13 protein-coding genes are annotated in these 10,788 nt (G+C 71.5%); 7 read left to right on the forward strand and 6 right to left on the reverse strand.

What is annotated here, in order from left to right; all coding sequences use genetic code 11:
• The first annotated feature begins 39 nt into the window (after positions 1-39).
• Positions 40-1,104 carry an anthranilate phosphoribosyltransferase gene (trpD, locus tag ACZ6TI_RS21700; RefSeq protein WP_465346899.1) on the forward strand — a complete coding sequence of 355 codons (1,065 nt, stop codon included), beginning with the start codon at positions 40-42 and terminating at the stop codon, positions 1,102-1,104.
• Positions 1,105-1,228: 124 nt separating this feature from the next.
• Entirely contained in the window at positions 1,229-1,441 is a 213-nt protein-coding gene (locus tag ACZ6TI_RS21705; RefSeq protein ID WP_465346900.1) for a hypothetical protein, read from the forward strand.
• A 141-nt stretch (positions 1,442-1,582) separates the two neighbouring features.
• Here ACZ6TI_RS21705 and ACZ6TI_RS21710 read toward each other — a convergent pair whose 3' ends face one another.
• Both ACZ6TI_RS21710 and ctaC read right to left on the reverse strand, forming a co-directional pair.
• Complete coding sequence (locus tag ACZ6TI_RS21710) at positions 1,583-2,008, reverse strand: cytochrome c oxidase subunit 4 (protein WP_465346901.1); 426 nt, start codon at positions 2,006-2,008, stop codon at positions 1,583-1,585.
• An 8-nt stretch (positions 2,009-2,016) separates the two neighbouring features.
• Positions 2,017-2,955 (reverse strand): aa3-type cytochrome oxidase subunit II, encoded by a 939-nt coding sequence (gene ctaC, locus ACZ6TI_RS21715; RefSeq protein ID WP_465346902.1) that lies wholly within the window; start codon positions 2,953-2,955, stop codon positions 2,017-2,019.
• A gap of 194 nt (positions 2,956-3,149) precedes the next feature.
• Here ctaC and ACZ6TI_RS21720 point away from each other — a divergent pair, with 194 nt between their 5' ends.
• On the forward strand, positions 3,150-4,277 hold the full coding sequence (locus ACZ6TI_RS21720) for a cysteine desulfurase family protein (protein WP_465346903.1): 1,128 nt from the start codon (positions 3,150-3,152) through the stop codon (positions 4,275-4,277).
• On the forward strand, positions 4,274-4,486 hold the full coding sequence (locus ACZ6TI_RS21725; protein WP_465346904.1) for a sulfurtransferase TusA family protein: 213 nt from the start codon (positions 4,274-4,276) through the stop codon (positions 4,484-4,486). Before ACZ6TI_RS21720 ends, ACZ6TI_RS21725 begins: the two co-directional genes overlap by 4 nt.
• On the opposite strand, the gene ACZ6TI_RS21730 is transcribed toward ACZ6TI_RS21725, so the two are convergent.
• The 4 genes from ACZ6TI_RS21730 to ACZ6TI_RS21745 all read right to left on the reverse strand — a co-directional run bounded on the left by ACZ6TI_RS21730 (position 4,479) and on the right by ACZ6TI_RS21745 (position 7,705).
• Positions 4,479-4,982, reverse strand: a complete 504-nt coding sequence (locus ACZ6TI_RS21730; RefSeq protein ID WP_465346905.1) for a P-loop nucleotide/nucleoside kinase family protein — start codon at positions 4,980-4,982, stop codon at positions 4,479-4,481. The two genes, ACZ6TI_RS21725 and ACZ6TI_RS21730, sit on opposite strands and share 8 nt — an antisense overlap.
• 4 nt (positions 4,983-4,986) lie before the next feature.
• Positions 4,987-5,967: a carbohydrate kinase family protein gene (locus ACZ6TI_RS21735; protein WP_465346906.1), complete on the reverse strand. Its 981-nt coding sequence runs from the start codon at positions 5,965-5,967 to the stop codon at positions 4,987-4,989.
• Positions 5,968-6,078: 111 nt separating this feature from the next.
• Complete coding sequence (erpA, locus tag ACZ6TI_RS21740; protein ID WP_465346907.1) at positions 6,079-6,456, reverse strand: iron-sulfur cluster insertion protein ErpA; 378 nt, start codon at positions 6,454-6,456, stop codon at positions 6,079-6,081.
• Positions 6,457-6,553: 97 nt separating this feature from the next.
• Positions 6,554-7,705 (reverse strand): glycerate kinase family protein, encoded by a 1,152-nt coding sequence (locus ACZ6TI_RS21745; RefSeq protein WP_465346908.1) that lies wholly within the window; start codon positions 7,703-7,705, stop codon positions 6,554-6,556.
• A 10-nt stretch (positions 7,706-7,715) separates the two neighbouring features.
• On the opposite strand from ACZ6TI_RS21745, the gene ACZ6TI_RS21750 reads away from it, so the two are divergent.
• From ACZ6TI_RS21750 to murA, 3 genes are all read left to right on the forward strand, one after another.
• Positions 7,716-7,868: a hypothetical protein gene (locus ACZ6TI_RS21750; RefSeq protein ID WP_465346909.1), complete on the forward strand. Its 153-nt coding sequence runs from the start codon at positions 7,716-7,718 to the stop codon at positions 7,866-7,868.
• 62 nt (positions 7,869-7,930) lie between these two features.
• Entirely contained in the window at positions 7,931-9,100 is a 1,170-nt protein-coding gene (gene nadA, locus ACZ6TI_RS21755; RefSeq protein WP_465346910.1) for a quinolinate synthase NadA, read from the forward strand.
• A gap of 181 nt (positions 9,101-9,281) precedes the next feature.
• The gene (gene murA, locus ACZ6TI_RS21760; protein ID WP_465346911.1) at positions 9,282-10,637 is read left to right on the forward strand and encodes a UDP-N-acetylglucosamine 1-carboxyvinyltransferase; all 1,356 of its coding nucleotides are present in this window, start codon (positions 9,282-9,284) and stop codon (positions 10,635-10,637) included.
• Positions 10,638-10,788 lie beyond the last annotated feature (151 nt).

Raw genomic sequence — 10,788 nt, forward strand, 5'->3', positions numbered from 1 at the left:
CCCCTTCTCCCCCGCCACACCCCCCGACGGAGGCCCACGATGGGCGCACGCACCTGGCCGAACCTGCTGAGCGCCGTCCTGACCGGCGCCGAGCTGGACGTGGCGGACACCGCCTGGGCGATGGGCGAGATCATGGCGGGCAACGCCTCGCCGGTGCAGGTGGCCGGCCTGGCCGTCGCGCTGCGCGCCCGGGGCGAGACGCCGGCCGAGATCGCCGGGCTGGTCGAGGCGATGCTGGCCAACGCGACGCTGGTCGAGCTGCCCGAGGCGGTCCGCGCGGACGCGGTCGACGTGGTCGGCACCGGCGGCGACCGCGCGCACACCGTGAACATCTCCACGATGGCGGCGATCATCACGGCCGCCGCCGGGGTCAAGGTGGTGAAGCACGGCAACCGGGCCGCGTCCTCCGCCTGTGGCACCGCCGACCTGCTGGAGTTCTTCGGCATCCCGCTCGACCTGGGGCCGGCCGGGGTCGTGCGCACGGTCTCCGAGGCGGGCATCGGCTTCTGTTTCGCGGCGCGCTACCACCCGGGCATGCGGCACGCCGCCGTGCCGCGGCGCGAGCTGGGCGTGCCCACTTTCTTCAACATGCTGGGCCCGCTGACCAACCCGGCCCGGCCGCACTCGGCCGCGGTGGGCTGCTTCGACCTGCGGATGGCGCCGGTGATGGCCGAGGTGTTCGCGCGGCGCGGCGACAGTGCCGTGGTGCTGCGCGGCGAGGACGGGCTGGACGAGTTCACCACCGCCGCGCCGACCCGGGTGTGGCTGGCCCGCGACGGCAAGGTCGAGGAGCTGCTGGTCGACTCGGTCGAGCTGGGCCTGCCCCGCAGTGTGGCCGGTGACCTGCGCGGCGGGGACGCGGCGTTCAACGCCGACGCGGCCCGGCGGATGTTCGCCGGCGAGCCGGGCCCGATCCGCGACGCGGTGCTGCTCAACGCGGCGGCCGCGTTCGCCGCGCACTCGGGCCTGACCGGTGACTTCCGCGAGACGCTGCGGGCCGGCATCGACCGGGCCGCCGAGACGGTCGACGCGGGCCTGGCCACGGCGCTGCTCGAGCGCTGGGTCGCCGCCGCCAAGGCCGCGAAGGCCGACGAGCCCGCCTGAGCCGCGCGGGGTTTGTCACAACCGGGACGACACGCCGGATCGCATACCACGCCCTAGCAGACTTTCGTGTCACCGTCGGAGGCACATCCGGGGAATTCCACCTTCCGACGAAGAGGAGCCACCCGTGCGAGAGCGTGAACTCCGCTGCGTGATCTGCGACCGCGACATGATGTTCGAGGTTCCGCCCTGTCCCGACGGGCACGAGGACGAGTGCCCCGAGCTGCTGTGCACCCGCTGCGGCGCCGCCGAGGTGCTGTTCCCGGTGGCCCTGCGCGTGCTCAAGCCCTATCGCCCCCGCGGCGGCCGGGTGGCACCCCAGCAGCGCCGCGCCGCATAGCCACAGGCCGGCCAGACCGGCAAACTGGTAGCCCAAACGGCCTTCCGTGCCCCCGATGCGCGGCTCAGCTACCACTTTCCCGGGAGCGTGCGCATACGACGAAGCCCGCGCCGACGAAGGCGCGGGCTTCGGGTGGAAAGGTCAGTGCTCGACGGTGTGGCGGGTGCCCGAGTAGTACTCGAACAGCAGGCCGCAGGCGCCGACGACCACCAGGATCATGCCGAGCATGATCAGCCACCACATCCAGAACACCAGGCCCAGGCCGGCGATCGAGGCGGCCACCGCCAGGCCGAACGGCCAGTAGCTGCCCGGGCTGAAGAAGCCGATCTCGCCGGCGCCCTCGGCGATCTCGCCGTCCGCACGGTCCTCCGGGCGCAGGTCGATGCGCCGCGAGACGAACCAGAAGAACCCACCGCACATCGAGCAGAGCAGGCCGGAGAGGATCAGCGCCACGGTGCCGATCCACTCGAGGTGGCCGGTCTCGCCCTTGGTGTATAAGCCGTAGACCGTCGCGGCGGCGAACAGGAAGGCGGCGACGCCGGCGAAGATCTTGTATTCGGTCTTCAACGGATGCCCTACTTTCCGGCCGCGGTCGCGGGGTCGTTGGACTGGTTCCAGCTCGACGTGTGCCGGCGGGTCTCGAGCGGCTTCGTGGTGATCGCGTAGCGCTCAGCGCCGGTGTATCCGATCGCCTCCATCGCCGCCGCCGTGTCGGCGCCGCCGGTCTTGGCCGCGATGAACCGGTCGAACCGCTCCGGCGAGACCACCACCAGCTCGAACTGCATGAACGCGTGGTAGGTGCCGCACAGCTCGGCGCAGCGGCCGATGTAACGGCCCTCCTTGTCGAGGGTGACCTCGAACTGGTTGCGCACGTTGCCGGGGAACACGTCGCGCTTGAACAGCAGCTCCGGCACCCAGAACGAGTGGATGACGTCGCGGCTGGTCTCCTCGAACCGGATCGACTGACCGGTGGGCAGCACCAGCAGCGGGATCACGTCGTCGGAGCCGAGCACCGAGGTGACGGTCTGCGCGTCCTCGCCCACGCCGTCGCGGTAGTTGAACTGCCAGTTCCACTTGAACGCGACGACCTCGACCACCTGGTCGGGGTTGCGGGACAGCTTGTCCACGTCGGTCTGCACGATCGCCGTGTAATAGAAGAGCACCGCGACGATCAGCACCGGGGCGACCGTGTAGAGCACCTCCATCGGCATGTTGAACCGGGTCTGCACGGGCAGCTCGTCGCCACGCTTGCGGTAGCGGATGACGCACCAGAAGATCAGGCCCCAGACGAACACGCCGACCACCAGGGCCGCGATCGTCGAGGCGATCCACATGTCGTACATCTGGTGCGCCTGCAGGCTGATGCCGGGGCCGGGCCATCCGAAGTGGCCGAAGGCGCCGCCCACGTCCTCAGCGGAACAGCCGGACAGCAGGGCCATCAGGCCAGCCGCCACGGCGCCGATCCCGGCGAGCCGGACGGCTCGTGGCCGTGCGGCCGTATCTCTCACGCCCACCTGCTCCTGCCTCCCATGCAGCGCCGCCGGAAGCGAAATCCGGACACCAACGGCACGGCGTCAACGACGGTCGCACATTACTCGACCAGGCCGTACCGTCCGGTTTCGGGGGTCCGATCTTCAAACGTCCCGTCGCATACCCCGGACCCCCGGACGATACCGTTTCCCAGGTGGATAGCACCGAGGTTCGGGGCGTGGCGTACTTGGACGCGGCGACGGCCGCTCCCCTGCATCCGGTGGCCCGGGAGGCGTTGCACGCCGCGCTCGCCGACGGCTGGGCCGACCCGGACCGTCTCTATGGCGCCGGCAGGCGGGCCCAGAGGCTGCTGGAGGCGGCGCAGGCCGCCACGGCGGACAGTCTGGGTGTACGCGCCGACGAGCTCTCCTTCTGGCCCTCAGGCACCGCCGCGGTGCACGCGGGAGTGCTGGGTGGCCTGGCCGGGCGTGAGCGGGCCGGGCGCACGCTGGTGCACTCCGCGATCGAGCACTCGGCGGTGCTGCACGCGGCCGCCCGGCACGGCGCCGCCGCCGAGGTGGGCGTGGACCGGCTCGGCCGCCTCGACCTGGACGAGTGGGCCGCCAAGGTCAAGGCGCCGGGCGTGGCCCTGAGCAGCCTGATCAGCGCCAGCCACGAGGTGGGCACGGTGCAACCGGTGGCGGCCGCCGCGGAGTTGAGCGCCGCCGCGGGTGTGCCGCTGCTGGTGGATGCCGCGCAGTCGGTGGGCCACGTGCCGGTGCCCGCGGGCTGGAGCCTGCTCACCGCCAGCGCGCACAAGTGGGGCGGGCCGCCGGGGGTGGGGGTGCTGGTGGTGCGCAAGGGCGTGCGGTGGCGCTCGCCGTACCCGGGGGATGATCTTTATCGACCGCGGCCGCAAGGCGCGGCAGACCTGCCGGCCATCGTCGCGGCCGCGGCCTCTTTGCGGGCCGTCCTGGACGAGGCGGCGACCGAGGCGGTGCGGCTGTCCGCGCTGGTCGAGCGCATCCGGACCGAGGTCGCCCGGACGATCCCGGACGTCGAGGTGGTCGGCGATCCGGAGCAGCGGCTCCCGCACCTGGTGACCTTCTCCTGCCTCTATGTGGACGGCGAGGCGCTGCTGCACGCGCTGGACCGGGAGGGCTTCGCGGTGTCGTCGGGCTCCTCCTGCACCGCCTCCACGCTGCGGCCGAGCCACGTGCTGGAGGCGATGGGCGTGCTCAGCCACGGCAATGTGCGGGTTTCGCTGCACCGCGGCACGACCGCGGCGGAGGTGGAACGCTTCCTGGAGGTGCTGCCGGGACTGGTGCGCACGATTCGGGCGGCGGCCGGAATGGGAGAACAGTGATCGAACTCGACTGCCGCGGTCAGCGCTGCCCGCTGCCGGTGATCGCGCTGGCCAAGCGGATGGCGCTGGCGGACACCGGCGAGGTGATCAGGGTGCTCGCCGACGATCCCGCCGCGGCCAACGACATCCCGGCCTGGTGCCGGCTCAAGGGCGAGGAGTTCCTCGGCTCCCCCGAGACCGGCGCCTTTGAAGTGCGCAAGATCAGCTGAGGTAGTCCACCACCGGCGGCACCGGCTCCTTGGCCAGGAAGGTGTCCACCACCAGGCGCGGTCCCAGGTAGGGCTCCCACTCGGCCTGCCGCTCGAGCACCCGCACCCAGTCCGGGATGCCGTCGTGGTCGCGCGCCGCGAACCGGGCCTCGACCCGCCGCCGGTGCTCCGCGTCGTCGCCGCAGACCACCTCGACCACCCGCAGCGGCACGCCCAGCCGCTCGGCCAGGTCGACCCAGAGCTGGCGGGCGGCCTTGACCGGATTGACCGCGTCGATGATCACGCTGTGCCCGATCCGCAGCTGCGTCTCGGCCAGCGCGGCCACCACGCCGTAGGCCGCGAACCCCGGCCGGGGCTCGGTCACGTCGTAACGCCGCAGCGTGAAGTCGACCGTGTCGACCGGCAGGACGGTGGCCGGCAGCGCGCCGGCCACCTGTCCGGCGAGCGTGCTCTTGCCCACGCCGGGCAGCCCGGCGAAGACGGCGAGGACCACCACGGACTTATGCGGCGGGCAGGTGCGGCAGGATCTCGGCGGCCGCGTCGTCGCCATAGGAATCGGCGAACCGCTTCGCGAAGTCCTCGGCCTTGACCTCGTATTCCTGCGGGCCGACCGTCTCCAGCACCAGCGCCGCCACCAGCGAGCCCACCTGAGCGGCCCGCTCGAAGCCCAGCCCCCAGCTGATCCCGGCGAAGAAGCCGGCCCGGAAGCCGTCGCCGACCCCGGTCGGGTCGTCCGGGATGACGTCGCGGGCCACCGGCACGTGGATCCGGTCGATGCCGCGCCCGGTGATCTCCACCCCGTCCTTGCCGAGCGTGGTGACCCGGACCTTGACGTGGTCGAGCACCTGGTCGGCGGTGAGCCCGGCCTTGCCCTCGAGCATCGAGCGCTCGTATTCGTTGGTCAGCAGGAACTCGGCGCCCGAGATCAGGGTCAGCACGTCGCTGCCCTCCATGCGGGCGAGCTGCTGCGACGGGTCGGCGGCGAACTTGAGCCCGCGGTCCCGGCACTCCTGCGAGTGGCGGATCATCGCGGCCGGGTCGTTCGCGCTGATCAGCACCAGGTCGAGGCCGCCGGCCCGGGCGGCCACCGGGGCCAGCTCGATGTTGCGGGCCTCGGCCATCGCGCCGGCATAGAACGAGGCGATCTGGTTGAGGTCGTCGTCGGTGGTGCAGACGAAGCGGGCGGTGTGCGCGACCTCGCTGACGTGCACCGAGCCGCAGTCCACCCCGTGCCGCTCGAGCCAGGACCGGTAGTCGGCGAAGTCGGCGCCGACCGCGCCCACCAGGATCGGCCGCAGGCCGAGCACGCCCATGCCGAAGGAGATGTTCGACGCCACGCCGCCGCGCCGGACCACCAGGTCGTCGACGAGGAAGGACAGCGACACCTTGTGCAGCTGGTCGGCGATCAGGGACTCGGCGAACCTGCCGGGGAAGTGCATGAGGTGGTCGGTGGCGATCGAGCCGGTCACGGCGATCTTCATGGCGTCCCTCGGTGTCGTGAACGGGGGGTTACCAGTGGAGCCTACCGGGACCTATGAGACAGCACAGGCCGCCCTCCGCGGCGGGAGAGCGGCCTGGCGGTGAAAACAGACTCAGTGGAACGAGTCGCCACAAGCGCAGGAGTTCTGCGCGTTGGGGTTGTCGATGGTGAAGCCCTGAGCGTCGATCCGGTCAGCGAAGTCGATCGTCGCGCCGGCCAGGTAGGGCGAGCTCATCCGGTCGACGACGACCTCGACCCCGTCGAAGTCGGCCACGACGTCGCCGTCGAGGGACCGCTCGTCGAAGAAGAGCTGGTAACGCAGCCCCGAACAGCCACCGGGCTGCACGGCGATGCGCAGGCGCAGGTCGTCGCGCCCTTCCTGCTCGATCAGGGCCTTGACCTTGACAGCGGCAACGTCGGTCAAAAGAACGCCGGTCGGCGCGGCGACCGGTGTGGTCTCGGTCGACTCGGTGTGCGCTTCAGTGGTCACTGCGGATCTCCCAGCTTGCGGAAAGTGCTGCTCTGCTCTGCCGTTAATCGCCAACGCTAACCCTCTTGGCGATGATTCCCAATCCGAGAGACCCGGATCACCGGCTCCATTGTCGCGCCAGGCGGGCGCCGATCTCGCGCAACCCTCGGGACGGCTCGGCGAACGCCTGCTCGGTCGACCCGAAGTGCTCGACCAGCGAATAGGACTCGGTCACTCCGGCCGCCGCCGCCTCGCGATGCCCGGTCTCCACCCGCCCGGCCACCACCACGCAAGGCAGGCCACGGTCGCGGGCGCCGTTCGCCACGCCGGCCGCCACCTTGCCCCGCAGGCTTTGGTGGTCGAAGGATCCCTCCCCGGTGATCACCAGGTCGGCCCGGTCGAGCTCGGCGTCCAGCCCGATGGCGTCGGTGATCAAACGCACACCGGAAACCACCCGTCCGCCGAGCGCGATGAGCGCGGCGCCGAGCCCGCCGGCCGCCCCTCCCCCGGGGGCGGTTGTCAGATCAGACAGATCAAAGGCCTTTTCGAGTACGCCCGCGAAGTGCTCGAGCGCGGCGTCCAGGCGCAGCACGTCCTCGCGGGAGGCGCCCTTCTGCGGCCCGAAGACGTTGCTGGCGCCGTGCAGGCCGACCAGCGGGTTGTCCACGTCCGTGGCGGCGACCAGGCTGATCGGGCGCAGCTGGGGCGGGCCGGCCAGTTTGTCCGCGGTGCCCAGTGGCGCGCCGCCATAGGGCAGCGCGTAACCCGCCACGTCCACCGGGCCGGCGCCCAGCGCGGCGAGCATGCCCGCGCCGCCGTCGTTGGTGGCCGAGCCGCCCAGCCCGACGATCACCTCGGTGGCGCCCGCCTCGGCCGCCGCCGCGATCAGCAGGCCCAGTCCATAGGACGTGGTGCGGTTGGGGTCGCGCTCCTCGGGAGCGAGCAGGTGCAGGCCACAGGCCTGGGCGCTTTCGACATATGCCGTCCCACCGGACAGCAGGATCTCGCCGGCGGCCGGGCGGCCGAGCGGGTCCACGGTGTCGACCGGCAGGCGGCGCCCGTCGAGAGCGGTGGCGAGGACGTCCACGAAGCCGGGACCGCCGTCGGCCAGCGGGCGCAGCACGGTCTCGTCGCCCGGGGCGATCTCGTGCCAGCCGTCGGCCATCGCCTGCGCGGCAGCCGGTGCGGAGAGCGTGCCGGCGAACTTGTCGGGGCAGATCAGTACGCGCACGCAGTGACCGTACAGGCACCACACAGCAACGGCTGTCATCGTGGTTGGCATGGCCACACTGATGCAACGCCTGCAGATGTTCCTGCGCAGCCCGAAGGGCCGGCGCGTCGTCGATCAGGGCCGCCGCCAGATGGCGAAGCCGGAGAACCAGGCCCGCGCCCGGCGCCTGCTGTCCAAGCTGCAGAGCCGCCGCCGGTACTGAGTGTCGGACGCCACCGATCTCGGCGGCGATGACCCGGGCAACGCTGTGGAAACATGGGGTTCGTGACGTCTACCTGGACCGAACCCTCGAACACCGCCACCGCGCTGCTGCTCCTCGGCCGGGGCACCGACCCCGCCAGCGAGCGCGGCGTGGACTGTCCCGGCGACCTGCCCGCGCCGAGCGACCCCGATCTGGTGGCCCGGGCGACCGCCGCCAAGGCCGCGCTGGGCACCCGCGTCTTCGTGCTGGGGCATCACTACCAGCGTGACGAGGTGATCCAGTTCGCCGACGTCACCGGCGACTCGTTCAAGCTGGCCCGCGAGGCGGCCGCCCGGCCGGACGCGGAGTTCATCGTGTTCTGCGGCGTGCACTTCATGGCCGAGAGCGCGGACATCCTGACCAAGCCCGAGCAGCGCGTCATCCTGCCCGACCTGGCGGCCGGCTGCTCGATGGCGGACATGGCCGTGCTGGGCCAGGTGGAGACCGCCTGGGAGCAGTTCGAGGACCTGGGCATCGCCGGTGACGTCGTCCCGGTGACATACATGAACTCGTCGGCGGACATCAAGGGCTTCGTCGGGCGCAACGGCGGCGTGGTCTGCACGTCGTCCAACGCCGAGCGGGCGCTGACCTGGGCGTTCGAGCGCGGGTCGAAGGTGTTCTTCCTGCCCGACCAGCACCTCGGGCGCAACACCGCGGTGCGCGAGATGGGCTTCTCGCTGGACGACTGCGTGCTCTACGACCCGCACAAGCCGGGCGGCGGGCTCACCGCCGAGCAGCTCCGTGACGCCAAGATGATCCTCTGGCGCGGGCACTGCTCGGTGCACGGCCGCTTCACGCTGGAGAGCGTCCGCGACGTCCGCGACCGGGTGCCCGGCGTGCAGGTGCTGGTCCACCCGGAGTGCAAGAACGAGGTGGTCCAGGCGGCCGACCTGGTCGGCTCGACCGAATACATCATCAAGGCGCTGGACGCGGCGCCGGCCGGTTCGGCCTGGGCGGTCGGCACGGAGCTCAATCTGGTGCGCCGCATGGCGCTCAAGCACCCGGACAAGCAGATCATGTTCCTGGACCGGACGGTCTGCTACTGCTCCACGATGAACCGCATCGATCTGCCCCACCTGGTGTGGGCGCTGGAGGAGCTGGTGGCCGGCCGGGTGCCGAACCAGATCGTGGTCGACCCGGACACCGCGCATCACGCGCGAGTGGCACTCGACCAGATGCTCGCCCTGCCGTAACAACTACTCTCCGTAACGCCCTGTTGCCAGCGTGCACGGGTGTGTCTTTCTGTTGTCTTAATCATCAGGCATTCGTGCCATCGAGGGCGTTGTGGTAATCGCTGCCCGTGTCACTCAGGGCTATGCTCCTCGGGCCCCTCGTACCCGCCGGGCGGATCACCCGCCCCCTCTGGAGGTTCCGTTGACCGAAGACGTCCTGGTTGTGCACGGCGGTGCGCCGTTGCATGGACAGATCCGGGTCCGTGGCGCCAAGAATCTGGTCTCCAAGGCCATGGTGGCAGCCCTGCTGGGCGAGTCGCCGAGCCGCCTGTACGACGTTCCGGGCATCCGGGACGTGGAGGTGGTCCGCGGCCTGCTCGAGCTGCACGGCGTCAAGGTGAGCGACGGCGCCGACGACGGTGAGCTGGTGATGGACCCGACGCACGTCGAGACCGCCAGCACCGACGAGATCAACGTGCACGCCGGCTCGAGCCGCATCCCGATCCTGCTGTGCGGTCCCCTGCTGCACCGGCTCGGGCACGCGTTCATCCCGGACCTGGGCGGCTGCCACATCGGGCCGCGGCCGATCGACTTCCACATCCAGGCGCTCCGCCAGTTCGGCGCGATCGTCGACAAGACCCCCGAGGGCATGCACCTGACCGCGCCCTCCGGTCTGCACGGCACCAAGCTGGAGCTGCCCTACCCGAGCGTCGGGGCGACCGAGCAGGTGCTGCTCACCGCGGTCCGCGCCGAGGGCGTCACCGAGCTGCGCAACGCGGCCATCGAGCCGGAGATCATCGACCTGATCTGCGTGCTGCAGAAGATGGGCGCGATCATCACGGTGCACACCGACCGGGTCATCGAGATCCAGGGCGTGCCCAAGCTGCACGGTTACAGCCACCGCCCGATCCCGGACCGGATCGAGGCCGCGAGCTGGGCCGCGGCGGCGCTGGCCACCCGCGGCGACGTCGAGGTGCTCGGCGCCCGCCAGGCCGACATGATGACGTTCCTGAACGTGTTCCGGTCGATCGGCGGCGAGTTCGAGATCACCGACGAGCGGGTCGGCCGGCCCGGGGTGACCGCGCACGAGGGCGGCATCCGGTTCTGGCACCCGGGCGGCGAGCTGCAGGCGGTCGCGCTCGAGACGGACGTGCACCCCGGCTTCATGACCGACTGGCAGCAGCCGCTGGTGGTCGCGCTGACCCAGGCCCGCGGTCTGTCGATCATGCACGAGACGGTCTACGAGCAGCGGCTCGGCTACACCGACGCGCTGAACTCGATGGGGGCCACGATCCAGGTCTACCGCGACTGCCTGGGTGGCACCCCGTGCCGCTTCGGCCGGCGCAACTTCAAGCACTCCGCGGTGATCGCCGGGCCGTCCAAGCTGCACGCCGCCGACCTGGTGATCCCCGACCTGCGGGCCGGCTTCAGCCACCTGATCGCGGCGCTGGCCGCCGAGGGCACCTCGCGGGTCTACGGGGTCGACCTGATCAACCGGGGCTACGAGCACTTCGAGGGCAAGCTGGCCGCGCTGGGCGCGCACGTCGAGCGGCTCTGACGCTTTCACTGACAGTGCCGGCCGGAAACGTGGGGGGGGGGGGGGGGGGGGGGGGCCCCCCCCCCCCCTCCCCCCCCCCCCCCCCCCCCCCCCTCTCCCCCCCCCCCCCCCCCCCCCCCCCCCCCCCCCCCCCCCCCCCCCCCCCCCCCCG

This window comes from Actinoplanes sp. NPDC051388 (assembly GCF_055586225.1).